Source organism: Endozoicomonas sp. Mp262 (assembly GCF_025643335.1).
Classification (GTDB): domain Bacteria; phylum Pseudomonadota; class Gammaproteobacteria; order Pseudomonadales; family Endozoicomonadaceae; genus Endonucleibacter.
The window spans coordinates 3,176,610-3,202,434 of record NZ_CP092489.1; the positions used below are offsets into that span (position 1 = coordinate 3,176,610).

At 47.3% G+C, this 25,825-nt stretch carries 27 protein-coding genes; 13 read left to right on the forward strand and 14 right to left on the reverse strand.

The window, feature by feature from the left end:
• Positions 1-20: 20 nt before the first annotated feature.
• A complete protein-coding gene (locus MJ595_RS13935; RefSeq protein ID WP_263078543.1) occupies positions 21-977 on the forward strand; it encodes a Nudix family hydrolase in 957 nt (318 codons plus the stop codon).
• Between the two features lie 22 nt (positions 978-999).
• Positions 1,000-2,166 (forward strand): hypothetical protein, encoded by a 1,167-nt coding sequence (locus MJ595_RS13940; RefSeq protein ID WP_263078544.1) that lies wholly within the window; start codon positions 1,000-1,002, stop codon positions 2,164-2,166.
• On the opposite strand, the gene yacG is transcribed toward MJ595_RS13940, so the two are convergent.
• From yacG to MJ595_RS13955, 3 genes are all read right to left on the reverse strand, one after another.
• Entirely contained in the window at positions 2,147-2,350 is a 204-nt protein-coding gene (yacG, locus tag MJ595_RS13945; protein ID WP_263078545.1) for a DNA gyrase inhibitor YacG, read from the reverse strand. The genes MJ595_RS13940 and yacG overlap by 20 nt on opposite strands.
• 181 nt (positions 2,351-2,531) lie before the next feature.
• Positions 2,532-3,413 (reverse strand): outer membrane protein assembly factor BamD, encoded by an 882-nt coding sequence (locus MJ595_RS13950; protein WP_263078547.1) that lies wholly within the window; start codon positions 3,411-3,413, stop codon positions 2,532-2,534.
• Positions 3,379-3,609 carry a hypothetical protein gene (locus tag MJ595_RS13955; protein WP_263078548.1) on the reverse strand — a complete coding sequence of 77 codons (231 nt, stop codon included), beginning with the start codon at positions 3,607-3,609 and terminating at the stop codon, positions 3,379-3,381. Before MJ595_RS13955 ends, MJ595_RS13950 begins: the two co-directional genes overlap by 35 nt.
• Positions 3,610-3,761: 152 nt before the next feature.
• Between MJ595_RS13955 and rluD the strand changes: the two genes are divergently transcribed.
• The 8 genes from rluD to MJ595_RS13995 all read left to right on the forward strand — a co-directional run bounded on the left by rluD (position 3,762) and on the right by MJ595_RS13995 (position 12,528).
• Complete coding sequence (gene rluD, locus MJ595_RS13960; RefSeq protein ID WP_263078549.1) at positions 3,762-4,733, forward strand: 23S rRNA pseudouridine(1911/1915/1917) synthase RluD; 972 nt, start codon at positions 3,762-3,764, stop codon at positions 4,731-4,733.
• A complete protein-coding gene (pgeF, locus tag MJ595_RS13965) occupies positions 4,717-5,472 on the forward strand; it encodes a peptidoglycan editing factor PgeF (RefSeq protein ID WP_263078550.1) in 756 nt (251 codons plus the stop codon). The genes rluD and pgeF overlap by 17 nt, the downstream gene beginning before the upstream one ends.
• A 267-nt stretch (positions 5,473-5,739) precedes the next feature.
• Positions 5,740-6,270: a hypothetical protein gene (locus MJ595_RS13970; protein WP_263078551.1), complete on the forward strand. Its 531-nt coding sequence runs from the start codon at positions 5,740-5,742 to the stop codon at positions 6,268-6,270.
• A gap of 383 nt (positions 6,271-6,653) precedes the next feature.
• Positions 6,654-9,242 carry an ATP-dependent chaperone ClpB gene (gene clpB / locus MJ595_RS13975; protein WP_263078552.1) on the forward strand — a complete coding sequence of 863 codons (2,589 nt, stop codon included), beginning with the start codon at positions 6,654-6,656 and terminating at the stop codon, positions 9,240-9,242.
• A gap of 259 nt (positions 9,243-9,501) precedes the next feature.
• The gene (locus MJ595_RS13980; RefSeq protein ID WP_263078555.1) at positions 9,502-10,134 is read left to right on the forward strand and encodes a DUF480 domain-containing protein; all 633 of its coding nucleotides are present in this window, start codon (positions 9,502-9,504) and stop codon (positions 10,132-10,134) included.
• Positions 10,135-10,267: 133 nt separating this feature from the next.
• The gene (locus MJ595_RS13985) at positions 10,268-11,068 is read left to right on the forward strand and encodes a Cof-type HAD-IIB family hydrolase (protein ID WP_263078556.1); all 801 of its coding nucleotides are present in this window, start codon (positions 10,268-10,270) and stop codon (positions 11,066-11,068) included.
• Between the two features lie 180 nt (positions 11,069-11,248).
• Positions 11,249-11,512, forward strand: a complete 264-nt coding sequence (locus MJ595_RS13990) for a helix-turn-helix domain-containing protein (RefSeq protein WP_263078558.1) — start codon at positions 11,249-11,251, stop codon at positions 11,510-11,512.
• A gap of 23 nt (positions 11,513-11,535) precedes the next feature.
• Positions 11,536-12,528 carry an IS630 family transposase gene (locus tag MJ595_RS13995; protein ID WP_263322511.1) on the forward strand — a complete coding sequence of 331 codons (993 nt, stop codon included), beginning with the start codon at positions 11,536-11,538 and terminating at the stop codon, positions 12,526-12,528.
• Here the strand turns inward: MJ595_RS13995 and rnt are convergent.
• Both rnt and pyrC read right to left on the reverse strand, forming a co-directional pair.
• Entirely contained in the window at positions 12,445-13,044 is a 600-nt protein-coding gene (rnt, locus tag MJ595_RS14000) for a ribonuclease T (RefSeq protein WP_263078559.1), read from the reverse strand. The two genes, MJ595_RS13995 and rnt, sit on opposite strands and share 84 nt — an antisense overlap.
• Before the next feature lie 33 nt (positions 13,045-13,077).
• Positions 13,078-14,118 carry a dihydroorotase gene (pyrC, locus tag MJ595_RS14005; protein WP_263078560.1) on the reverse strand — a complete coding sequence of 347 codons (1,041 nt, stop codon included), beginning with the start codon at positions 14,116-14,118 and terminating at the stop codon, positions 13,078-13,080.
• A gap of 364 nt (positions 14,119-14,482) precedes the next feature.
• Between pyrC and MJ595_RS14010 the strand changes: the two genes are divergently transcribed.
• A complete protein-coding gene (locus MJ595_RS14010; protein ID WP_263078561.1) occupies positions 14,483-15,694 on the forward strand; it encodes an argininosuccinate synthase in 1,212 nt (403 codons plus the stop codon).
• Between the two features lie 67 nt (positions 15,695-15,761).
• On the opposite strand, the gene MJ595_RS14015 is transcribed toward MJ595_RS14010, so the two are convergent.
• On the reverse strand, positions 15,762-17,165 hold the full coding sequence (locus tag MJ595_RS14015) for a ubiquitin carboxyl-terminal hydrolase (RefSeq protein WP_263078562.1): 1,404 nt from the start codon (positions 17,163-17,165) through the stop codon (positions 15,762-15,764).
• Between the two features lie 225 nt (positions 17,166-17,390).
• Positions 17,391-17,978 (reverse strand): YIP1 family protein, encoded by a 588-nt coding sequence (locus tag MJ595_RS14020; RefSeq protein WP_263078563.1) that lies wholly within the window; start codon positions 17,976-17,978, stop codon positions 17,391-17,393.
• 302 nt (positions 17,979-18,280) lie between these two features.
• Here MJ595_RS14020 and MJ595_RS14025 point away from each other — a divergent pair, with 302 nt between their 5' ends.
• Entirely contained in the window at positions 18,281-19,126 is an 846-nt protein-coding gene (locus MJ595_RS14025) for a glucosaminidase domain-containing protein (protein WP_263078564.1), read from the forward strand.
• Positions 19,127-19,212: 86 nt separating this feature from the next.
• Here the strand turns inward: MJ595_RS14025 and ttcA are convergent, their stop codons facing one another.
• Entirely contained in the window at positions 19,213-20,151 is a 939-nt protein-coding gene (gene ttcA / locus MJ595_RS14030; RefSeq protein ID WP_263078566.1) for a tRNA 2-thiocytidine(32) synthetase TtcA, read from the reverse strand.
• Between the two features lie 375 nt (positions 20,152-20,526).
• Between ttcA and MJ595_RS14035 the strand changes: the two genes are divergently transcribed.
• Complete coding sequence (locus tag MJ595_RS14035) at positions 20,527-20,856, forward strand: TraR/DksA family transcriptional regulator (RefSeq protein ID WP_263078567.1); 330 nt, start codon at positions 20,527-20,529, stop codon at positions 20,854-20,856.
• A gap of 54 nt (positions 20,857-20,910) precedes the next feature.
• Here the strand turns inward: MJ595_RS14035 and MJ595_RS14040 are convergent, their stop codons facing one another.
• From MJ595_RS14040 to ccoS, 6 genes are all read right to left on the reverse strand, one after another.
• Positions 20,911-21,411 carry a hypothetical protein gene (locus MJ595_RS14040; RefSeq protein WP_263078568.1) on the reverse strand — a complete coding sequence of 167 codons (501 nt, stop codon included), beginning with the start codon at positions 21,409-21,411 and terminating at the stop codon, positions 20,911-20,913.
• Positions 21,412-21,499: 88 nt separating this feature from the next.
• Positions 21,500-22,042, reverse strand: a complete 543-nt coding sequence (locus MJ595_RS14045; protein WP_263078570.1) for an adenine phosphoribosyltransferase — start codon at positions 22,040-22,042, stop codon at positions 21,500-21,502.
• A gap of 131 nt (positions 22,043-22,173) precedes the next feature.
• Positions 22,174-22,935: a fumarate/nitrate reduction transcriptional regulator Fnr gene (gene fnr, locus MJ595_RS14050; protein WP_263078571.1), complete on the reverse strand. Its 762-nt coding sequence runs from the start codon at positions 22,933-22,935 to the stop codon at positions 22,174-22,176.
• Positions 22,936-23,152: 217 nt separating this feature from the next.
• The gene (gene hemN / locus MJ595_RS14055; RefSeq protein ID WP_263078572.1) at positions 23,153-24,544 is read right to left on the reverse strand and encodes an oxygen-independent coproporphyrinogen III oxidase; all 1,392 of its coding nucleotides are present in this window, start codon (positions 24,542-24,544) and stop codon (positions 23,153-23,155) included.
• A gap of 396 nt (positions 24,545-24,940) precedes the next feature.
• Complete coding sequence (locus MJ595_RS14060) at positions 24,941-25,642, reverse strand: sulfite exporter TauE/SafE family protein (protein ID WP_263078573.1); 702 nt, start codon at positions 25,640-25,642, stop codon at positions 24,941-24,943.
• Positions 25,635-25,823 carry a cbb3-type cytochrome oxidase assembly protein CcoS gene (ccoS, locus tag MJ595_RS14065; RefSeq protein ID WP_263078574.1) on the reverse strand — a complete coding sequence of 63 codons (189 nt, stop codon included), beginning with the start codon at positions 25,821-25,823 and terminating at the stop codon, positions 25,635-25,637. The genes MJ595_RS14060 and ccoS overlap by 8 nt, the downstream gene beginning before the upstream one ends.
• Positions 25,824-25,825: the final 2 nt, after the last annotated feature.

The following is a 25,825-nucleotide window of genomic DNA, read 5'->3' on the forward strand; positions in this document are numbered from 1 at the left end:
GCAAAACGGGTAAATTGATAATGAATGATATAGCTGGCCAGAATCGAAAGAGAGTTCACGTTGCTGTTGCGGTGATTCAAAATAGTGAGGGAAAAGTGCTACTGGCTAAGCGTCCTATTGATAAGCATATGGGAGGGAAATGGGAGTTTCCAGGAGGAAAGGTTGAGCCGGGGGAAAATGTGCAAGAGGCCCTGGTGAGGGAGCTAAAGGAAGAGGTGGGTATTGATGCGATGGCTTTTCAGCCCTTGATTCAAATAAAACATGATTACCCTGATAAGTCGGTATTATTGGATACCTGGATTATTGATGGTTTCAGGGGAGAGGCTGAGGGGTTGGAGGGGCAGGAAGTGGCATGGGTATCAGCAGAGAAATTATCCGGGCTGGATTTTCCTGAGGCCAATAAACCGATCATTACTGCCTTGAAGCTGACAAGGCATTATATGATAACGGGGCTATTCCAGGATCCATCCGAGCTGTTTAACAAGGTTTCTGAAGCCCTGGGGAATGGTCTGAAACTGATCCATTTTCGTGCTCCCTGGTTAGGGGAGAAAGAATATATTGAGCTTGCCAGACCATTGAGTCAGCTTGTCCGTGAGCGGGGGGGCAGGTTAATGTTAAAGGGGTCTGCGGAGCTCCTTGAAGAGTCATGGTGCCACGGTATTCACCTGAGGGCAGGGCAACTGGGGGAATGGAGTGATAACCGGCAAGATGGACAGCTGTTGGCTGCCTCCTGTCATAGTGAGGAGGAGATATCGCTGGCATTGTCGCTGGGGGTTGACTTTATTACGGTATCCCCTGTTAAGCCCACCCGGACTCATCCCGGAAAAGCCCCGCTGGGGGAAGTTCGGGCTAAGGAGTTAACTCAAGGTGCTCCGGTTCCTGTTTACTGGCTGGGTGGCCTGACGGAGCAGGATATGGACTGGGTCGTTAAAAATGGAGCTCAGGGTGTTGCTGCCATAAGATGCTTTTGGGAGTAACTATTTCTGATAACAATCACGGATGATTGCTATGAAGCCTGATCCTTTAAGAAGAGCTGGAGTCTCGCTATGGTCTAAATTACCCCGAAAAACCCTTGGCCGTTGGGGTGGGCGCGTGGTCAGGGGATGTGGTGAGGTTGCCAGCTATATTGCCAACCCTTTAGGCACAGTTATTGATCGCTGCAGGAAAACGCTGGCACTCTGGCAGCGGACTGTAAGGAAAAAAGCTGGGAGTACATCGCCACACCGGCTTGCTATCAACGGTGATATGCCCTTTAGTGAATTTTGGAAAGAGGATGAGCATTCAAGAAACTATACGGATACCGTGGATCATAAAGTGATGATGGTATCAGAGAGGGCAAGGGGAAAAACCGGAATTGATGGCAAGTGGCATGTCAAAGGGCCGGGAAAGGAAAGCCGGGGAACCCGGTTAAAACGCTCTTTTCAGCGATTTTTATATTTTTTTACCGGGCAATTATATAAAGGATTATATTATATTGATTCACAATTACTAATACAGAAGGAAGTGGTTGCTACGAATTTATACAGAGCTGCCAAGCTGGCTTCGGACACGAGTTTTGGTGAGCGCTATCAATCGTATTATACCTACGATAAGGAACAAAAGAGGCATTATGGTGCATTTAAGCACCTTGATCATTTTAAAGAGGCTAAAGATATAGCGAGAGGGTCTCAATTCAGTGAATGCCACAATCCGGCAACGGAGCTGGTTTTGAGACGTTTTTTCCTGGGGGATGAAGATTACCTGAAACTGGATAACTATATGTATGCTCCCTCTCAAGACGGCCCGCTTGATGTTTATTCCATTGATTTTGGTATGGCGCTGTTTAACAAGTTTAATTTGCCCGGGAACTGTACTTTTGAGGCATTTAAAAAGCGCCTGTTAAGACCCTCCAAAAAGCATCGACTGCAATACCGGAATAGCAAAACCCTGTTGACCTTGCTGGGTAGTAATGTTGACGAGGGGTTAAAGAAAGGGTTGGCTATGATTGCCAACCTGTCAGACAGTGATATTCAGCGACAGTGTCAGACTATTGGGAGGCATGATGTCAGAGAGTCGCTGATCGAAATTATGAAATGGCGACGTAACCAGGCAAGGTTTATCTCCGGGTTTTCAGGTGAGTGGCCCCCACGGCTTATTACAACCCGTACTATGAACCGTTTGGTTTAAATTCGTCACTGGAGTCTGACATATAATCATCAAACTCCGGGTTTCCTGCAATGACATGCTCCTCTTTTGCCCAGGCACCGAAATCAATGAGCTTACAGCGTTCGGAGCAGAAAGGGCGGAATCTGTTTTCGGGTTTCCATTCGATAGCTTTGCCGCAGTGTGGGCACTTGACTTTTGTGGTCATCAGTCTTTTTCCAGATGGCTTTCTACCAATTATTCCTCTCGCTTGGAATGCATACGGATGTCTCTAATAGTTACAGCTTGGAGAGGTATACACTCCCGGGCTGGAACCCGGGAACGAGTCTAACGTCTTGAAGCGATGCACTGGCCATTAAAACCATCAATGAACGGCTTCTGAAATGGTCTTACTCAACTACCTGAGGGGGTGTTGGAGCGTCCTCCGGTAAGGCGGGTTCAGCCTTTACCTTTTTACTGCCGGAGCTACCCAGCAGTCCAAATGTGAGCGTGTTGAGTATGGATGGGTCAACATCATCAAAGACTTTATAACCGACAAAGTTACCCTGCTTATCCAGTGATGAGTGGCCAGGATAGTTGAGTCTCAGGGTTTGCAGGGCTTCATTGGCCGGCTCTACCAGCCCGAGATGCTGGTATCCTTCAACCATAATAGCCAGGGCTTCCGGTACGGCGGGGGTTTCCTGCATGTTTTCCACCACGTACTGGCTCCTGTTCACTGCGGCAACATAGGCCTTGCGCTTAAGGTAGTAGTTGGCGGCATGAAGTTCATAAGTTGCCAGGCGGTTACGTAATGCGACCATGCGCTGGCGGGCGTCAGGGGCGTACTGGCTCTCGGGGTAGCGGCTGAGCAACTCGGCAAATTCATTGAATGATTGCCTGGCCTGGCCCGGATCTCGCCGGGTCATATCAAGGGGAAGATAACGTTCAATAAGGCTCACGGAGGCGGTATTGGAGGCTAGTCCTTTAATATAAAAGGCATAGTCGGCACTGGTGCTTTGCGGGTGCAGGCGAATAAATCTGTCGGCTGCCGCCCGGGCTGCTTCAGGCTCGGAATTCATATAATAGGCGTAGATAATATCCAACTGTGCCTGTTCCGCAAATGCCCCAAAGGGGTAGCGCGATTCAAGGGTCCGAAGGGACTTGATGGCTTCGGAGTAGTTTTCCTTGTTCAGATTTTTGTTGGCCAGTTGGTAAATTTCCGCTTCCGACAGGGATTCGGGCAATTTGTCCTTATCACTATTGGATGCGCAGCCCGCCATGATCGTAGCCATAAACAGGAGGATCAGCAGGCGTGTCAGTCTGGGTTTCAATGTTGTCATGGCGTTGATTGGTTTCCGTACTCCGGCACTCTATATTAACAGGGCTAACGGCACGCCCCAGTTTGTTTACCTGTATGGTAAACTTCCCGGTAGCCTGTAACTGGGAAATGGCTTGAGGGTAAGTTTGACAGGCTTTAAGGTATTCCACCTAATAGCTTCAGGGCAGAATACTGATAGTGTACCCAGTGATTATGGGTTCAGCCACTAATTTAAACATAGTCTGCTGAAAAACGAAAAACACCGGCTTAATGTACAGGGTGCCTGGCACAAAAGAGTGCTATTGATTTTGGGAAAAAGTAAATGAGTGAAGTCATCAGGAAAGAGAGTCAGGTGCCAGATGATCTGGGTGGGCGAAGATTTGACCAGGTTGCTGCCGGGTGCTTTCCAGAGTATTCCAGGGCCAGGCTGCAAGGTTGGATCAAACAGGGAGTGCTCCAGGTTGACGGGCAGGTTCGTAAGCCTAAAGAGAAAGTGTTTGGCGGCGAGACCCTGATCCTGGATGTCGAGGTGGTTCTCGAAGACCGTTGGCAGCCTGAAAATATTCCTCTGGATTGTATCTATGAGGATGATGATATTGTTGTGATTAACAAGCCGGCAGGGTTGGTGGTTCATCCAGCGGCGGGTAACTATTCGGGGACTTTGTTAAACGGCTTGTTATTCCGCTACCCGGAGCTGGCGGCTGTGCCCAGGGCAGGTATTGTACACAGGCTGGATAAAGACACCACCGGCTTGATGGTTGTGGCAAAGAACCTGGTGGCACAGGCGGATCTGGTGGCCCAGCTTCAGGATAGATCGGTGAGCCGGGAATATGAGGCTATAGCGGCAGGGGTCATGACCGCAGGCGGCTGTGTTGATCAACCCATTGCCCGGCATCCGGTAAATCGGCTGAAGATGGCGGTTGTGGCCGGAGGCAAGCCCTCTGTTACTCATTATCGTGTCTTGCACCGGTTTAAGGCACATACCCATCTTCGGCTTAAACTGGAAACGGGGCGAACCCACCAGATCAGGGTGCATATGGCCCACCTTCGTCATGCTCTGGTGGGGGATGAACTCTATGCCGGTCGGCTGAGACTTCCAAAGGGGTGCAGTCCGGAACTGGCAGATCGGTTGAGAGGGTTTGGCAGGCAGGCACTACACGCCAGAAAACTGGGTCTGATTCACCCTGTCAGTGGTGAGCCTATGGCGTGGGAAATCCCACTTCCAGCAGATTTTAATCACCTATTGGAAACCCTGAAATATGACCAGGAGGCGGTGAATGAGTCAGCTAGCTGAACGCTATATCTCTGTGGACTGGCCGGCGCCACCATCCATCAGGGCATTTGCGACAACGCGCAAGGGTGGCAAGAGTTCTGGCAGCTATAGCAGCTTTAACCTGGGAGGGAGATCTGGTGATGATCTGAAAAATATACAGGATAATCGCCAGTTTCTCACTGATGACTGGGGCTGGCCTGCAAACCCTTGCTGGCTTAAGCAGGTACATGGCTCCAACGTGGTCCATGCCATGGACTGTGACCCGGAACCTGAAGCGGATGCATCCTTTGCCACAGAAGCAGGAGTACCCTGTCTGGTACTCACGGCAGACTGTCTTCCTGTACTGTTCTGTCATCAGTCCGGCCACTGTGTAGCCGCAGCCCATGCTGGCTGGAAGGGGCTTATATCCGGAGTTCTGGAACGAACGGTGGCGGCTATGAAGTGTCAACCTTCAGAGATCATGGCCTGGTTAGGGCCAGCGATCAGTCAATCCCATTTTGAAGTAGGCCCTGAGGTTCGGGATGCTTTTTTGCAGGGAGAACCGGGTGCTTCATCAGCGTTTATGGCCGGTGTCGGTGACCGCTGGATGGCAGATTTGTATCTATTGGCAAGGCAGCGCCTTGAGCGTGCTGGTGTTCACCAGATCTATGGAGGTGACTATTGCACCTACCAGCAGAGTGATTTGTTCTTCTCCTATCGGCGGGATGGCAAGGCGAGTGGGCGGATGGCTTCCGCCATATGGATAGAGCAAGCCCGTTAATTTAACAATGCGAGGTGCGCTTCTGGTAGTGGCTATTGAGGATGTCAAGATCCATAGGACATAGGCCATCAGAATATCATGGTTCATGATCATATAAATAATTATTCTTTTGGTACTTTTGCCTAGGGGCTATTTTTAGCTTCAGCGTTCGTTATTTTATCTTAAATCTTGGATAGTGTGTTTATTACATGCGTGAGGCAAATATTGGCACTTTACAGGGTGGAGATAAAAGCGCTTGGTAACCTCTTGCACTATAGGTAAATTATCATGAAGTTAGTAAAAAGTTACGTAGGTTACGTCGTATATACTCTCTTTGCTTTCTCACTTGGGTCACTATCTTTAATAGTTCTGGCAGACAAGGGTAATCCAGGCCTTACCCCTATTATTTCTCAAGGGGGGTCGGCTAATGAAACATTTCATATACCTGAAGGTCGTCATGTTATCATTTCGGCATCCGGAATAACTTCGGGTACACAAAAAGTGGCTGTTTATGACCCAGAAGGCACGGTTATTGAGGAAATGAGTTATGACTGCGAGACTAAGCCTATAGGTGAATCTTCCCAGGTTGGGGGCGTGCAGTTTGCTTTTAAAACAACTAAAACCGGAGATTACAGAATAGAATTCGCAGGTATGACTAGAATGGTAACAAAAGTAGTTGATGTTATACCTCAAACGAGGATAGATCGACAAACAGTTGACCACAAAAACGTACGTCTATATTTTTGTGGGCATGGGCAGGACGGCGATTATAACGATATGATGACGTCGGTGACAATTTGTGAAGAGGGTGCTTATTGATTTCGAGACTGTTTGAATTAGTTGGTATTACTACATTGAACTGTAGTAGTTCAAAGCTGACCTGACAGGTGTCGATTTTTAGAGGGTGCCTGTCAGGTCAAATTTAAGCTACAAACTTTTCCTTCTTTGGGCTGACCTCCATGATACAGCCTGTCTCTCTAACTCCAGAACAATTCAAAGAAGAGTATCCCGCTTCCCAGGGAACAAAACAACTTATATCCACTGTTACCCCTGTACCCTCCATTACCGTAAACTGTGGGAAATAGAAATCCATAGCACTCTATTTCTAATGCTTGAAAACAAAATATCTGCCGCCATATGTAGTGTATAAGCCGTTGAGAACCGCTGTTATCAACCGGCAGCAACTAGCGGGAGAGTGAGTGATGAGAGCAGACAGACTGACCAGTAAACTTCAGTCAGCCCTGGCCGATGCGCAGTCCCTGGCGGTGGGCAGGGATCATAATCAAATGGAGCCAGTTCATCTGTTGCTGGCGTTGCTCGACCAGCAAGGTGGATCCGTCAAACCTCTGTTGATGCAAGTAGGGTTTGATGTTCAGGCATTGCATAGTGAATTAACCCGGCTACTCGATAATGTCCCTGTTATTAAAGACCCCACCGGTGATGTTGCCCCTTCGCAACACTTGATCCGGTTGTTAAACCTGGCCGATAAAAAAGCCCAGCAATCCGGTGACCAGTTTATTTCCAGTGAAACGGTTCTGTCGGCCATGATGGATGATAAAGGGGCGCTGGGACAGCTTCTAAATAGCCAGGGCGTCAGCAAACAGGCTCTTGATACTGCCATTAAAAACCTTCGTGGTGGCGAGTCCGTCAATGACCCCAACGCGGAAGATGCCAGAAATGCCCTGAACACCTACACCATTGACCTGACAGAAAGGGCAGAACAGGGCAAGCTGGATCCGGTGATTGGTCGTGATGATGAAATTCGACGCACCGTTCAGGTGTTGCAGCGAAGAACCAAGAATAATCCAGTACTCATTGGTGAACCGGGTGTGGGTAAAACTGCCATTGTTGAAGGGCTGGCCCAGCGGATTGTTAATGGGGAAATCCCGGAAGGCTTAAAAGGCAAAAGGTTGCTCTCTCTGGATATGGGAGCGCTGATTGCAGGTGCCAAGTTCAGGGGCGAGTTTGAAGAGCGCCTGAAGGCGGTGCTCAATGAGCTGGCTAAACAGGAAGGGCAAGTGATCCTGTTTATTGATGAAATTCATACCATGGTGGGGGCGGGGAAAGCCGATGGTGCCATGGATGCCGGTAATATGTTGAAGCCAGCGCTGGCCCGGGGTGAATTGCACTGTGTGGGGGCCACAACACTGGATGAGTACCGGCAGTATATTGAAAAGGATGCGGCCCTGGAGCGGCGTTTTCAGAAAGTGCAGGTGGATGAACCCACCGAAGAGGATGCCATTGCGATTCTGCGAGGTTTGAAAGAGCGCTATGAGGTCCATCACGGGGTGGATATTACCGACCCGGCCATTGTTGCCGCGGCCAAGTTATCCCAGCGCTATATTACCGATAGGCAGTTGCCTGACAAGGCCATTGACCTGATTGATGAGGCGGCCAGTCGTATCCGCATGGAAATGGATTCCAAGCCGGAAGAGATGGACCGGCTGGAAAGACGGCTGATACAGCTTAAGATTGAGCAGGAAGCGTTGAAAAAAGAGCAGGATGAGGCGTCCAGGGAGCGTCTTGAACGGCTTAAGGATCAGGTGGTTGGCCTGGAAAAGGAGTATGCCGACCTGGAAGAAATCTGGAAATCAGAAAAGGCGGTTTTGCAGGGGTCGCAGAAAATCCGGGAAGAAAAAGAGCAGTTGCTGATTGAACTTGAGGCTGCCCATCGTTCTGGTGATTTGGCAAAAATGTCAGAGATTCAGTACGGTCGCCTGCCGGAGCTGGAGAAGCAGTTGGCCCAGGCTGACCGGCAGAATGGCTCTGCCGGAGAGGTTGCCAGTCAGGGCACCCAGCTTTTGCGAAACCGGGTCACTGACGAGGAAATTGCGGAAGTGGTTTCCAAGTGGACCGGTATCCCTGTGGCGAAAATGCTGGAAGGGGAGCGGGCGAAGCTATTGAGAATGGAAGAGGCTCTTCATAACCGGGTGATTGGCCAGGACGAGGCTGTGGTGGCTGTTGCCAATGCGGTTCGGCGCTCCCGGGCAGGATTGGCAGACCCTAACCGTCCCAATGGTTCCTTTATGTTTCTTGGGCCTACGGGGGTGGGTAAAACCGAGTTATGTAAAGCACTGGCAGAGTTCCTGTTTGATACTGAAGATGCGGTGGTTCGCATTGATATGTCTGAATTTATGGAGAAACACTCAGTATCTCGCCTGCTTGGTGCTCCTCCCGGTTATGTAGGCTATGAAGAGGGCGGATACCTCACTGAAGCGGTGCGCCGGAAGCCTTATTCTGTGGTACTGATGGATGAAGTGGAAAAAGCCCATCCCGATGTGTTCAATATTTTGCTGCAAGTACTTGAAGATGGACGTTTAACCGATGGACAGGGCCGGACAGTGGATTTCAGAAACACTGTGATTGTTATGACCTCCAACCTGGGTTCAGATATTATCCAGACTTTGCAAGGTGAAGACTTTGATTCAATGAAACAAACACTGATGGAAGTGGTTGGTACCCATTTCCGTCCCGAGTTTGTGAACCGGATTGACGAGCTGGTGGTTTTCCATCCGTTAACAGCCAGCCAGATAGAAGGCATTGCCTTGATTCAATTGGATCGCTTGCGTAAGCGGCTGGCTGAAAATAACCTGTCCCTGGATATTTCCGAGGATGCCATGAAACTGCTGGCTGAAGCGGGCTTTGATCCAGTATATGGTGCCAGGCCTTTGAAAAGGGCCATCCAGCGGAGTGTTGAAAACCCTCTGGCCCAGGCTATTCTGTCAGGCCAGTATAGTCCGGGGGACAGGATTCTCGCCCGTGTGGAAAATGGGGAGATTCAATTCAGCTAGAAATAAGCAGCAAGGGGTATGATATCTACCCCTCCTGCCCCTTGTTCCCGGCGTTTAGAGGGTGTCGCAAACCGGGAGCGAGAGGAAGCGGTAAGTTTTTATTATTTCTGGCACCTTTGGTTTCGAAAGGCGTAAGAAATCTATGAAATCAGATAGATTTTAACCCGTTTTTGATTGAGGGCATTTCTACTGCCAACCAATGGTGTATTCTTGCGGATTTTGAGGGAAGTTGTTTTCAGACATTGCAAGGAGTTCGATTGTGGACGTTTGTTTGACCTTGAATGAAACCCGTATTATTGGTTGTTTGCTGGAAAAGGAAACCACCACTCCAGACCAGTATCCTTTAACGCTGAATTCCCTGGTGAGTGCCAGCAATCAGAAGAGCAATAGAGAGCCTGTGCTGTCCTTAAGCGCTCAGGAGGTTCTTGAAACGCTCGGGCGTTTAGTTAAAGAGCGCCTGGTGAGTGAAGAGGCGGGAGCAAGGGTGAGTAAATACCGGCATCGTTTCTGCAATACTGAATTTAGCAATCTACAGTTTACGGATCAGCAGCGGGCAGTAATTTGTGTCCTTTTTCTGCGGGGGGCACAGACTCCAGGAGAAATTCGCAGCCGCACCAACCGTATGGCACAGTTTTCCAGTGTTAAAGAAGTGGAAGAAGTGCTTGGGGATATGGTGAAGCAAGAGTGGGTGGTGCAACTGCCCCGCGAAGCTGGCAAAAGGGAGTCCCGTTATGCCCATCTTTTTTCCGGGGATATAGACCTTGCCTGTGTCCCTGATCCGGAAAGCCGTGCTGATGACAAGGTACGGATAAAAGAGCTTGAACATCAAGTCATGGTACTTCAAGCGGAAATAGAGCGCTTGAATGGGGAGCTTGATAGAAGAACTGAGTGAGAGTGCCGCTCAGCCTATATTTTTACAGTCAGCATTGAACAGGGGGAAATAGAAAAGCGTTCCGTCAAACTATTCCCCGTTTACCATTTCCTATTCTCTGGGGCTGTTTTTACTCTATTGATAGAGGTATTGAATGTATCCTGTTGTTGTATCTGACCTGGATGGAACCCTGTTAAATGATAGCCATGAATTGAGTGACCGCTCCCGTGAAATTATCCAGAACCTGAGCGCTAAAGGCATTAAATTTATTTTTGCCACCGGTCGGCACTATCTGGATGTGGATCAGATTCGTGCCCAGCTGGGAATTGATATGTACCTGATTACCTCCAACGGTGCCCGTGTCCATAGCCCCGGAGGAGAAGAAATTATCCGCCATGATATTTTTCCTGAATATGTGAATCCCCTGATAGAGTTGGGTCGTAAATATCAACAGAGCGTTTTCACCAGTGTTTATCAGGGCAGCCATTGGTATGTAGAGCAGGAGCACGAAAAGTTACTGGAGTACCATAAGGACTCCGGTTTTAGTTATACCCACTGTGATCTTGATGGTATTGAAACCACAGGGGTGCAGAAAATTTTCTTTAACACTGAATCCCATGAGGATCTTTTGCCATTAGCCGAAGAGACGATGACTCTTTATGGTGATAAGCTGTCGATGACATACTCTCTTCCCACCTGCTTTGAAGTGATGGCGCCGGGTGTTTGTAAAGGGGTGGCTTTGGCCGAGGTTTTAAAACTCAAGGGCTACGAATTTAGGGATGCCATTGCCTTTGGTGATGGCCTGAATGATTTTGAAATGTTGCAGGAAGTGGGTAAAGGGATCTTGATGGGCGGTGCAGACAAGAAGCTTCGTGCAAAGTTGCCGGATAATGAGGTGATTGGTCTGGCTAACGATAATGCTGTTGCTGAGTATCTGAACAATCTTTATAACTGAAAGATATTGGGAATAGGGAATAGTAAATGGGAGCTAAACCGCGCCCATTTAGAAAACCGTAGTTTGATAGATCAGTGTAAGGGCGCGCTTTAGTATAAAAAGTATGTCATTCTATCTCGATAAATACGACCTGTCAGTCAAGTTAAAATCAGTAATATAGCGCTTTTTGCCTGCTTGACCATGGTATTGAAAGTCTCTCCAGAAAAGTGGAATCAAACCAGGGATTGCCTGCTTCAGCAATCCATACATGCTTCTCATCCCCGTACACGTGAGCGTTTTTCGGCGCTTTATCAAGTTTCTCAGGGAGACTCAGCCTCTAACGTCGCTAAGCAACTGGGGCGTCGCCTTGATACCGTCACGAACTGGATTCACCTCTACCATGATAGCGGGCCTGAAGCCATGACTTATAAACGGACAGGTGGCCGCCCCCCTTTTGCCAAATAATCAGTAAAGCAGCCGCAGGCCTGATTGACAGAAATTTAGAAAAAGCTGCTTCTCAGGAATACTCTCCCATCCGCCCTCGCTGGACTTTAAAGTATCTGGTTCAGTGGTGCTGGGATCAATTTCAGGTACGGTGTTGTCGTGAGACCATACGACAAGCACTCAAACGACTGGGATATTCATGGAAGAAAGCCAAAAAACTGCTTAATAAAGCCGATACCGGCAAGCGGGCTGATTTTTTGGAAACATTGAAACCACTGCTATCGAAAGCCATGTTCCAGAAACGCCTACTGGTTTACATTGATGAGGCTCATATACATCAGGAGACGGACATTGGATATGGCTGGTCTCGCAAAGGCGAACGCTTCTGGGTCAGCTCTCACTCGCCAAAACTGGCTGATAAGATTACGTTCTATGGTATTTATTACTACAACCTGGGACAGGTTAGAATCTGGCCTTATCCCTGTGGACGAAAAGAGCACACAGTCAATGTACTGGAACGCATCAGGCAAGAACATCCTGACAGGGAGATTGATATTGTTTGGGATGGTGCCTCCTGGCACACCACTCATGTTGTGAGAGGTGCAGGGCTTCGCCTCAACCTGAATATTATCCAGATGCCGGCGTATAGCCCCGACTTTATGCCTGTGGAAGCACTGTGGCGCTGGTTACGAGAAGATATCACTTATCACCATTGCCACAAAACGGCAGAAGACTTACTTAAGGCAGTCAATAGCTTCACTCACCGTATCAATCAGAACCCTGAAGAAATTGCTGATAGATTATGGGTCAAAGACAGCCTGAATGATGAGGAAGAGTCCATGAGGTCAGCCAGGCTGTCAGCCGTCTCACAAAAGTCCGGTTTTCTAAATGGTTGGGGTTTAGAAGCATATACTGCTCCCATTCCCCATTCCCCAGATAGAGAGAGGCTGGTGTTATATCCAGCCTCCCAGATCTTTCCAGCGATTTACGATATTACAAAACAGTTCTGCTGTTTTTTCCGTATCATAGCGAGCTGAATGGGCTTCAGACTTGTCAAAGTCAATCCCTGACTCATCACAGGCTTTAGCCAGCACGGTTTGTCCATAAGCCAGTCCTGCCAGAGTTGCAGTATCAAAACATGAAAAAGGATGAAAGGGGTTACGCTTCACCTTACAGCGTTCTGCGGCAGCCATCACAAAGCCCAGATCAAATGCAGCATTATGGCCAACCAACACTGCCCGGCTGCACCCCTGGCCCTTGACGGATTTACGAACACTGCGGAAGATTTTATTGATGGCATCCTCTTCTGAATGGGCAATTCGCAGTGGGTGAAAAGGATCGATACCGATAAACTCCACTGCTGAGGGCTCAATATTGGCTCCTTCAAATGGTTTGATATGGAAGGATATTAATTCACCAGGATGAACATAGCCTCCTTCATCCATTTCGATGGGGATAGCTGCGATTTCCAGCAGGGCATCAGTGGTGGCATTGAAGCCACCCGTCTCTACGTCTACCACCACAGGCAGAAAACTTCTGAAACGATCTGCCATTGTGTGGCCATTATCAACCCTCACGGAATCTCCTTAATCAGATTTCAGGCGCCAGCGAAGTGTTTCGCCAGCTTTCAGGGGGATGACACGGTCATCCCCAAATGGAATAAATTCAGGCATTTGCCATGCCTCTTTCACCAGAGTGACATGGTCCTGGTTGCGGGGCAGGCCATAGAAGTCAGGACCAAAATGGCTTGCGAAGTTTTCCAGTTTATCGAGACTGCCCATCATTTCAAAGGCTTCTGCGTATATTTCCAATGCGGCAGGGGCGGTATAACAGCCTGCGCAACCACAGGCGGACTCTTTGGCTCCCTGCTGGTGCGGTGCGGAATCAGTACCTAGAAAGAAACTGGGATTGCCGCTGGTTGCCGCTTCCAGCAAGGCGTGCTGATGACTGTTGCGCTTGAGAATGGGCAGGCAATAGTAGTGGGGGCGAATGCCTCCTGCCAGCATATGATTTCTGTTATAAAGCAAATGATGTGCGGTAATGGTTGCGGCAATAGTGTCCCTGCTGCTTCTGACAAACTGAACGGCATCTGTCGTTGTAATATGTTCCATGACAATTTTTAGTTCTGGAAAGCGTTGTGACAGAGGCAATAAGTGGCGATCAATAAACACTTTTTCCCGATCAAAAATATCAATATCCGGATCAGTCACCTCGCCGTGGACAAGCAGGGGGAGATTGCATTCAGCCATAGCTTCCAGTGCATCATAAATGCAAGATAGCCGGGTAACACCAGATCTTGAGTTGGTGGTTGCACCGGCTGGGTAGAGCTTTAATGCATAAATATCGCCGCTGTTCTTTGCTTCATGAATCAGTTCCGGGGTGGTGTTATCTGTCAGGTATAGGGTCATCAAAGGCTTGAATAACCGGTTCCCGGTAACATGTTGCTGAATTCGGGACTTATAGGCCCTGGCATCCTCTGGCGTAAGCACCGGAGGTTGAAGATTGGGCATGATAATGGCCCGGCCAAAAGAGCGGGATGCCGAGGCTACGGTTTCTTCAAGGGCGAGGCCATCGCGAAGATGGAGATGCCAGTCGTCGGGTCGGGTTATTGTCAGTGAATGATTCATGAATGTGGGTTACCTGTGCCGGTTCAGTACCTCAATTTATTGCCCCCAGATGAATCTATTGGCTTGAGGTAGCAGATAGAATAAACCGGAACAGAATCGTAACGAAAAACCACTGAACATGATATAGCGATTATTAATGTTTACTGCCATACATCACCAAAAAAATAACGGGATGCTGTTCAATAGTCTATTTTTGAATTATTATCGTTTTTAACTGAATTTTTATTGGTATCGAGTGCGGAAGCGAATTATGCAGTTTTTTTACCGATGAAGCTCCACAGCGAGTCATGGCCGTAAAGGCTATGAATAATCTGTTTGTAATAAATATAAATAATGATAAATAGTCATGCATCGGAGTCACTCGATGAGCAAGATCAATAAAGTGGTACTGGCCTATTCCGGAGGCCTGGATACATCAGTTATCGCTAAATGGCTGGAAGATGCCTATCACTGTGAAGTGGTCACTTTTACTGCGGACCTTGGTCAAAGGGAAGAGATTGAGCAGGCCCGTATCAAAGCAGAAGCAATGGGTATCAGTGAGATATATGTGGAGGACTTGCGCGAAGAGTTCGTGCGTGACTACGTCTTTCCAATGTTTCGTGCCAATACGGTTTATGAAGGGGAATACCTGTTAGGAACCTCCATCGCCCGCCCCCTGATTGCCAAGCGTCTCGTTGAAATTGCCAATGAAACAGGGGCAGACGCCATTGCCCACGGTGCTACAGGCAAAGGTAATGACCAAGTGAGATTTGAACTGGGTGCCTATGCCCTGAAGCCCGATATTAAAGTGATTGCTCCCTGGCGGACATGGGATCTTAATTCCCGGGAAAAATTGCTGGCCTACTGCGACCATCATGGTATCGACGTTGAAAGGCAGGATGGTAAGTCACCCTATTCCATGGATGCTAATATGCTGCACATCTCCTATGAAGGCGGTGGCCTGGAGTCTCCCTGGACTGAGGCGGAAGAGTCCATGTGGCGGTGGACGGCATCACCGGAGCAAGCCCCTGATAAGCCGGTCTGTATTGACCTGACCTATAGTCAGGGGGATATTGTCGCGATTAACGGTAAGGACTTATCCCCTGCGGGAGTTCTTAATTATCTGAACCAGGTGGGTGCTGAGCATGGCATCGGTCGGGCCGATATTGTTGAAAACCGCTATGTGGGAATGAAAAGCCGTGGTTGTTATGAAACCCCGGGTGGTACCATTATGTTGAAAGCGCACCGGGCCATAGAATCCATTACCCTGGATCGGGAGGTAATGCATCTTAAGGATGAGCTGATGCCTCGCTATGCCAAAATGATTTATAACGGCTACTGGTGGTCTCCAGAGCGAAAAATGCTTCAAACCATGATTGATGAAAGCCAGAAAAGTGTGAACGGTCTTGTGCGGCTGAAGCTCTATAAGGGAAATGTTATGGTGGTGGGGCGGGATTCGGATCAATCCCTCTTTGATCCTCAGGTAGCCACCTTCGAGGATGATGCGGGTGCCTATGATCAGCAGGATGCAGAAGGGTTTATTAAATTGAATGCTTTGCGGCTTAAGATGAGTGCCGGTAAAGAGTTTTTTAAGTGATTAAGTAAGGAGGAAGAACCGGTTGTAGTCTTTATGATTAAAGTACAGCCGGTTTTTGTAATATTCGTTACTGGTCATTCTCCATAAGCTCATAGACATTAATGTAATGAACAAGGGTAGGGTCATCGTCAAACTCATTGAGCTTTCCTGGTCCGGTAACTGCTTCATCATTAAATTGATGCCAGTGATTTCCATCGCCAGTCCTTACAAAAGCCTTGTAGTGTCCAGCATTAAGTGTTGGCCCTGTATGAGCAACAACAGACCTTAGTCTGAATTTAACTTGTTTTGGTTGTGGTTCGTCGTGCCTTTTAGTGTCCAAGTCTAATATAGTAATGGTAATAGTATCGCTTGTATCATAGTTATTTGCCTGCTCCAATACCTTTTTGGATAACTTGGTCTGTGCATTGGTATAGGGGCGTAGCACCACCATGATATATCTTAAGTCATTGAGATGGGCTGCAAGCTTTTGCTCTACTCTAGTGATTGGAGTCACAGGGCCGTTCTTTAACGCATCGTAAACTGGATCGGTAAGGGGGGGGCGATCCTCAAATGCTTTTTTTTCCATTTCTTCATGAAATCGTTGTTCATTAATACGAATTCTATTCTCAACAGACAGTGTTTCAATATTGTTTAGAAAAGCATCCAGTGTTCCTGGTATAGTTGGGTTGTCGGTATTAATGTTAACGATTACCGGGAGGAAAAGTTCATCTCGCATTGTGGTAAAGTCGCACTTGTCAGAACCTTCTAGGTCAGAGAAGTCATAATGTGAGAATGACCTTAAATAGGTTTTTATATTTTTCCCATTACTACTTTTATCATCTATTCCCAATATCTCAAATAGAACCTGAATAAACTCATGTGCATCTTGTTGGACATGGTTGAATTTGACGGGAGTTTGATTTCGTAGTTCTACAAAAGCATTAAAGTCTTTCTGGAAACTGGAAGCTGTGCTATTGAGTAACGCCCCTAAATTATTTAGACCTTGAACGACATCTTCAGAGAAGTAAGTTGCAAAGTCAGTCAAGTGAGTTATTAAATTTTTATGATGCTGTCCCATATTTTCTATGCCAGAAGGTAAGACAGTTATAAAGCCATCATGATGTAAGCCTCCCATAAGTGCCGCAGTTGAGGCATTGAAGAAACAAGTGTTACCAAAATTTTTTATTCCCTTCATTGTTTGTATTGTATAAGTCTCTTTCGGTGCTAGTTTTGGTGTTGGTGTTGGTGTTGGTGTTGGTGTTGTTGTTGTTTTAATATCGGTTCTGGTTTTTTTTAACGATGGTGTTTCTACGGAGTAGGTATCGGGTTTTTCTGGAAGTCGAACACGTTTTCTTGCATTTTCGAGGAGTTCATGAAAGCTTATCCCTTTGGAGTTTAAAGGGATAATAGATATGAATGATAATGCCAAAATAATAAAATACTTGAGGTGATTTTTTCTTCGTTGCGATGAAAGAGGGTAATAGTACATCATGATCTTGATTTGTTTCTGTTACTAAATATTCTATTTATTAAAGGAAGATTCTAGAATATTCAGTCTAGTTAACTTTCGAGAAGATGTGCAGAAATTTATTAAATATATTGAGGGGGCGTATACCTGTTAAAGTACTCCATTATAATTTTTTGAGGAAGCTATGGGTTGCTAGCTAAATTGTAATGGAGTGCTGGCTGTGGATTGTTACTCTTTTGTACTTTAGTTTTATTTAATCACTGAAATGTATTCAGGGCCAATACCCATGCCCCAGAAAATAACTGTGGTAATCATTAGGGCTACCAATACTACCAGGCCGATACACAAGATTGAACTGGCATAAATAAATCCCTGTTCTTTGGGAATATTCATAAATGTAGGCAGACCTGTATACAGTAACCAGGCTGAAGCTGAAGCTGCCAGTGTTCCAGCTATCAGGGCTAGCCATAGAGAAGGATAGAGCCCACAGATTCCAGCAAGAAATAGCGGGAATGCCGTATAACAACTAAAGGCGGTGCTTTGGGTCAGATTAGGTTTGGTTCCAAAGGTTTGGCTCATCCACTGTACGGCCCAGCCCATTACTCCGACGCCTGCCAGCATGGCCAACCATGCCAGTCCTGCCATCCATGCGGCACTTTCAGGGGTGAGCTTCACTATCTCGCTGCTGCCAGGCAAACTCCAGCCAACCTGGGTAGTGCCATAATAAGTTCCCAAGGCAGGTATGGCGGCAAGCCAGATAATTTGTCCAAGGTAGAGTTGCAGTATCCCCGGGGGCTTTTCCCGGATCAGGTTCCATTCAGTCTCTGGCTTCGTCATGAGCCCCCAGACATGACTTAAAATCATAAATAAGCTCTCCATGCAAACAGCCTGCATTGGGCTGCCACCACGTCCTTGCATTATTTTCAGCTATGTATATGTGACAGTGTATGCCCCTGAACATAAAAGGATGCAGGCAGATACAGATACAAGCGTTTCGTTGTTTTTTGTTATTATTCCAGTGTCAGCTTTGGATGGGATGTCCTTGTTGACCAGCATAGTTTGCACATACTTTTTGGGGCTTGTAAAGCTCTGTTTGTAGAGTTGGCAGGGGTGGATAACAAGGTTATAGAGAGAATTAAATGCTTAAAAAAATAGACTTTATCATGCTGTCGGTTTTGGGAGGGAGTATTGTGGCATCAGGCTATATTAATACTTCCTCGGACTGGTCTGCATCATCAGTGTTCGTGGTAACGGCACCTCATCAGGAAGTGGCTTTATCCCGGGATGCTGGTGAAACGGTAAAACCCGCTGAGGCATTACCTGATTTTAGTGTTATCAGGGATGTTCATCAGAAAAAACAGGCGTTTTTCGATTATATGAAACCTTTGGTTGAGCAGGAGAACCAGAAGGTGCGGGTTCTCAGGGGACAGATTTTAGGGCTAAAGGAAAAGCCTGAAATGACAGTCTCTGAGAAACAGTGGTTAATGGATATGGCTGGGAAATACCGAATTGATGTGGGGGATCAATTTGATAGGACTCTGTTTAGAGCTGTATTGGCCCGGGTAGATATTATTCCTGTTTCCCTGGCTCTGGCACAATCTGCCAATGAGTCTGCCTGGGGAACCTCCCGGTTTGCAGTGGAAGGCCATAACCTCTTTGGTCAATGGTGCTTCAGTAAGGGGTGTGGCCTGGTTCCCAGTGGCCGTCCTGCTGGTGCCAGTTATGAGGTCAGAAGGTTTGCAACGGTTTCTGACTCAGTGCGAGCCTATATCCACAATTTGAATACCCATCCGAACTATCAGGAGATGAGGGATATTCGTCTGGAAAGACGCTTACTCAAGGAGCCTGTCACGGGTCCAAGCCTGGCTGAGGGGCTGCATGCCTACTCCATTAGGGGGGAGGACTATGTCAATGAGCTAACAGGCATGATTGCTAGTAATGGGCTGCTCAAATATGACCTGAAAGGTCAGGCACCGAGTACCTGATAGTATTTATGGAGGGGAAATGGTTAATGGGGAGGAGCGAATAGTTGACCCAAAAGGATCGAAACCCCATTAACCATTTAACCCTTCTAAATATTGACGATATTAACCATTTCCGCAGTATTCGACGGACTTTTTTCTTCCTGATACTCTTCATCCCGATAGGCGATGGGCAGATCTACCGGATCAAATGCAGTATCGCCGTTTTCGTTGGGAGAGCCATCACTCTTGAGGTTTTTAAAGTCAAACAGTTCGGCATCAGCAAGGTGTGAAGGGGCCACATTACGAAGGGCCCTGAACATGCTTTCAATCCTTCCCGGGAATCGCTTGTCCCATTCATTCAGCATGGCCTTAACGGCCTTACGCTGAAGATTTTCCTGGGAACCGCACAGGTTGCAGGGAATAATGGGAAAGGCTTTATGTTCGGCAAACTGGATAATATCCTTTTCCCGGCAATAGGCCAGCGGCCTGATCACCATATGTTTGCCGTCATCACTGACCAGCTTGGGTGGCATGGCTTTCATTTTGCCGCCATAAAACATGTTCAGAAATAAGGTTTCCAGCAAATCATCCCGGTGATGGCCTAAGGCTATTTTGGTCGCCTTAAGCTCGGTTGCCGTCCGGTAAAGAATGCCTCGCCTTAGTCTGGAGCACAGGGCGCAGGTGGTTTTTCCTTCCGGTACTTTTTCTTTGACAATACTGTAGGTGTCTTCCTCAATGATTCGGTACTCCACACCGATGCTTGCGAGGTAGTCCGGCAGTACGTGCTCTGGAAAACCGGGTTGTTTTTGATCGAGGTTGACAGCGATAACGTCAAAATTTACGGGAGCGTTATGCTTGAGATTGAGCAGAATTTCCAGCATGGTGTAGCTGTCTTTGCCGCCTGAGAGACAGCACATAATACGGTCTCCCTCCTCGATCATCCGATAGTCGGCAATAGCCTGTCCAACCTGGCGGCGCAGGCGTTTTTGGAGTTTATTGAAGTTGACTTTATCAGCTTTCATTTTTTGGGAAAGAGGGGTCTGCATACCTTTGTATAATCCGGCAATATAGACGCTATCTGAATAGTAAATAGCTATCTAATCCCGGAGCCGTCACCAATATAATCAGTCACGTCATCCGAGGGCAAAAACAGAGTAGTATAATCAAAGGTTTTATTATGGAAAGTAAGGAATATACGTTTAGGGGCTGTCGGGATTTATGATTGATAGCGGATTGAGAGAGGGGTGGTTGCATGCTCCTTGCTGCCTGTTCCCTCTTTGTAAGGTGGGGTAATTATGCCCGTGAGTGTTTGCTATTGTGTTAAGCTATGGGGTGTTCTTTGGGTTAGTGGACACGCGATATGGCCGCATAAGGCTGTGCAATAAGGTGAAATAATTAAGGTATCTGATCAGGGGCGTATTATGGTAAATCATGAGCAGTTAAAAGCATTGCTTCTTTCCCGCAGGGAGGAGCTGACTGATCGTCTCGGTAAAATCAAACAGGGTATGACTCGTAAGTCGAGCGCTGACTGGTCTGAGCAGGCTCAAGAGCGTGAGAATGACGAAGTGATTGATGCCTTGGGTAATGAAGCCACCATTGAGCTGAATCAAATAAATAAAGCGCTGGACAGGATTACTGAAGGGGAATACGGCTACTGCTCTGTCTGTGGTGATGAAATCGCCGATGGGCGCTTGATGGCTATGCCATATACTGACCTGTGCATTCGCTGCGCTGAAGCCCGTGATCAATAAACGCATTTTATCAATGCTCATATTTTTTAACTTTTTGCAATCTGCACCTGCCGGTTATAGGGTTGTCTCAGGTACTGAAATAAGCTGATGATAACAGCTGACGAAGTATTGAGGGGAGCTTGGGCGGTGATGGTTATGGAAGTATTTATGCCAGAGCTTGCCCAGACCCAAGATATCACCGGGGGTTATTTTTTTCACATTGCAGCCTGTGCGATAGTAGATTAACCAGGCGATGACGCTGGAATAGGACAGGTTGGTGACCAGCTCGTAATGAGGGTGAGCCAGAAACTCCCTTTGACTTGCCAACCCTCTTACCTTGCTGGAAAGCTCCGGTTGGGGGGCAAGGAAGTTATCCCATATGTTTTTATGCATTTTGGGCGAAATTTGATAGAGCCCCAGGGATTGGTGGTTTTGGAATTTGATGTGGGTTCCCAGTCCCGATTCGCAGGCAGCAGTGCCCAGCAGCAGGTTTTCTCCCGCCAGGCTCCACATACCTATATGTTTCAGGCTGGGGCGAATAATATAGTGGCGCAGTTCACCCGAACACATTCCCATAGAATACCCTGCCCGTAATAAATGGGCTTTATAGGGTTATCGTTGGGTGATGTTCTGTCTGAAGAAAAAGTACCGGCGGTCTGTCGGTTTACTCCCCGCTAAACGAACAGAGGGGGAAGGTGGGGATGCCTGCTTCCTGCAGTTTGGTAGAACCGCCAAGATCGGGAAGATCTATAATGGCTGCCGCTTCGATGGTTGTTGCTCCGGATTGTCTGATGAGTGCATCGGCAGCCAGAAGGGTACCTCCGGTGGCAATAAGGTCATCTATGAGTAGTACTCTGTCTCCCTGAGAAAAAGAATCCGTCTTTACTTCCAGCGTGGCTGTGCCGTATTCCAATTGATAATCCTGGGCTAAGGTGTCTGGTGGCAACTTTCCTTTCTTCCTGAAAAGAATCAGGGGCTTATGCAGTGCGTAAGCCAGGGTGGAACCCAGCAGAAAGCCACGGGCATCAAGGGCTGCGATATGACTGATATTCTGGTTGATATAACGATGGATAAAGCTGTCAATAACCATCCGGCTCACCCTGGGATTTTCAAACACAGAGGTAATATCCCGGAAGGTAATGCCATCTTTAGGCCAGTCCTGAATAGCTCGGATTTGTGATTTCAGATAATTTTCATCAATTCTCATAAGGTGCCATGAAGGGAGGGCTGATTAATAGGATGCTATGCAAAATATCAAGCGCCATTTTTATGGGGATGACGCTTGTGGGCTTGGCAGAAAAGGTGTTTTCCCGATCCATTCCTGATGGAGTGACAGTGCTAGCTCGCTGCTGTAAGTACATGGGTATTGTCTACTGACTTCCCTCCCGCTAGGGTGCATAGCTCTACAGGCTTACGTATTTCAATTTCCTTGCCTACGGCAGAAATTAAACCGTTTTTCTGGAAGCGGGTAAAAACCCTGCTTACGGTTTCAACAGCCAGACCCAGGTAATTACCCATTTCGTTCCTGGACATGGAGAGTCTGAAGGACTGTGATGAGAAACCCCGGCGACGGAAGCGGCTGGCAAGGTTAATGAGGAATGTTGCTATGCGCTCATCCGCATTCTTTTTTGAAAGCAGCATCATCATCTGTTGGTCTTCGCGGATTTTTTTACTCATCAGTCGCATCAGATGCCTGCGAAGCTCGGGAAAATCATCAGAAAGACTTTCAAGCTGTTCAAAGGGGATTTCGCAGACCATAGTGGTTTCCATTGCTTGGGCGGAAACAGGATAGGTATCCGTATCCATACCGCTAAGGCCAAGGATTTCACTGGGAAGGTAGAAGGAGGTGATCTGCTCTTCACCCTCATTAGTGGCTGTGTAGGTCTTTATCGCGCCTGAGCGTACCGCATAGACGCTAGCGAATGGGTCGCCTTCAAGAAACAGGTGCTCTCCTTTTTTCAGAGGGCGTCCCCGTTTGATGATTCGATCCAGTTGATCAATATCTTTTATACTCAAGGCAAGTGGCAGGCATAGAGAGCTTAGACTGCAATCTCTGCAGGCCACATGGCTGGGCTGTCGGACGTTGGGCTTGGACGTCATTGAGTGGCCTCAAGGTCGTATTGGCAAAAACGCCCCTATTTTATGGAAAATATGGCCAGAATTTAAGTGTTATATGCACGGAATCGCTTAGTGGAAGGCGTATGGCAGACGGAATTTTATAGTAATTATGACTTTTATTAAAAGAAAACCATATGCCTTCTGGTATATAGTGGTAGTAAGTACTTGCTTATCAATGTTTGTTGTTTAGCTGATATTATTAGATTACCTTTGAGTATAGAGGTTGATCTGTTGTTTTTTTAAGGTATTTATCAAAAATCATGCAAACATTGCGAATAAGTAACCGGCCTTTTGGTTGTATTGTGATCGATTGAGCGTTGTCGTCTACCAGGAGTAGCCCGTCTTTTTGCATGTCTGCCACCCGAGCCATTTCCCGGGAGAAGTAATCCTGAAAATGGATTTGATATTGCTGCTCTATTTTTCCCATATCGAGGTGAAAATGACAGATAAGCTGGTTGATGATGGCTTGCCTGATTTCATCATCCTGGCTCATTGTCAGCCCTCGATAATGAGGAATGATGTCCTGCTCAATACAGCTGGCATAGGCTTTTTCATCAACCTGGTTTTGTGTGTAGACCGAGCCTATCTTGCTGATAGAGGAAACGCCCATGCCGACGAGATCGCAGTGACTGTGGGTGGTATAGCCCTGAAAGTTGCGGTGCAGTGTCCCGGCATCCTGGGCAATGGCCAAGTCATCCTCGGGTAAGGCAAAATGATCCATGCCGATATAGGTATAGCCTCGTTTTAGCAGTTTTTCAATGGATTGCTCCAGTATTGCCAGCTTTGTCTCTGCTGAAGGGAGATCCTGGGGGTTAATCCGGCGTTGTGGTTTAAACCGGTGGGGAAGGTGTGCGTAGTTAAATAGTGACAGGCGATCCGGCGCCATCTCGATGATGCGGTCAAGGGTTGAGCTAAAGGATTCAGTGCTTTGATGAGGTAGCCCATAAATTAAATCCATATGAATGGACTTGAATGTCATGGTTCTGGCAGCGTCCAGTACAGAGAGAATTTGCTGCTCACTTTGAACCCGGTTCACTGCTTTTTGAACCACGGGATTGAGATCCTGAACACCAATACTGATCCGGTTAAAGCCTAAATCGCTGAGCAGTGACATTTTTGGCCAGTCCACTTCCCGTGGGTCAAGCTCAATGGAATAGTCAACACTGTCACCTCGCATCAGTCCAAAATGCTGATCTATTTTGTCCACTAATGCCGATAGCTGTTCATTACTAAGAAAGGTGGGTGTTCCTCCGCCAAAATGCATTTGCTCAACGGGCTGACGGATATCAAAGAATTCTGACTGTAACTCTATTTCCCGGAAGAGGTGTTTCAGGTAGCTTGTGGACCTGGTTTTATGCTTGGTCACAATTTTGTTGCATGCGCAGTAATAGCATACATGGGTGCAAAACGGGATATGAAAATACAGGGACAGTGGTTTTGCTGTAATGGCACTGCGCCAGGCGTTGGACTGATAACTTTGGCGATCGAAATCTTCGGTAAATTGAACCGCTGTAGGATAAGAGGTATAGCGGGGACCAGACAGGTTGTAGTGTGATATCAGTTCCGAGTCCCAGATGGGGGCGTCTCTCATAATGAATCTCTAGTATTCTTTGCGTAGGTATAAATTTACCGAAAAGGCGACATCTCTTATCAGTAGCTTCTGAAAACAATACGGAGTTTTAAGAGCATCGTTAATATTTTTTCGCTTTTCTAGCGCATGTAAATCGCATTTACACGATAAACCATAATTTTAGTTTAAATAACCTGTTAATAGTATTCTTTGATATATGTCAATCGTGTGCTTTACTTGAATTTTTTAAGTTTGCTGGGTGGTTTTACTTACTTTTCTATCTCGGGAATGCTGCTGACTAGTTCTAATTGATGTATAGACTAGCTCATTATAGAGAGTATTGATGAGCGGTGAGGGAAATAATGAAGATTTATTGACTTCGATTATGTATCTTCATCAGCACCTGGGGGGGCATTGCTAGATATGACCGGAAAGGATGCCCATGATCGTCTTTTGATGAGGCCCGGGCAGCGTCCATATACCTAATGCAATGATCACTATTGATGCCAGGTTTCTGGTTAGTTGTGCCTGGATGATCGCTTTAAGCTGTTTGGCGAATAAGCCGGTTAATAGAACGGAAGGTAAGGTGCCTAATCCAAACGTAGCCATTAACAGCGCAGAGCTTAGTGGGTTGGCATGGCTTGCTGACCAGCTCAGGGTGCTGTAAACCATACCGCAGGGCAGCCATCCCCAGAGTGAACCAAGGGCATAAGCACCATAAAAACTTTGAATGGGTAGCAGTCGGGTGGCAATGGGCTGGATTCGTTGCCACAGCAGACCGCCAGCCTGTTCAAAGGCGGTAAGGCCCTTCCAGAGGCCTGACAAATATAGCCCCATGGCTATCAGCATCCCTCCGGCAAACCAGCGTAGGGCAAGTTGCATTGATTCATTGATATCTCCAAGAAACCAGCCAAGGCTTCCGAAAATAAATCCGGCCATGGCATAGCTTCCAATCCTGCCCAGGTGATAACCCAGCAGAATTATTGCTGATGAATGTCTGCCGTTATCTTTGATGGATAGGCTTAATGCCGAGGTAATACCGCCACACATACCGATACAGTGAGCACTACCAAGCAGTCCAATCATAAGGGCGGATAGATAGGGGGTTATGTTAGTCATCTTTGACTTTTGTCCCGGTTGGTAGCGTTTTTTCAACGGCAGGGTCATCGTCAAACAGGATGCTGTGTGCCGGACCTTCAAGGTCATCAAACTGACCATTGTCCACTGCCCAGAAAAATACCCTGATAGCAATGGCGACTAAAATCAGGGCCAGGGGAATAAGGATAAACAGGCTTTCCATGG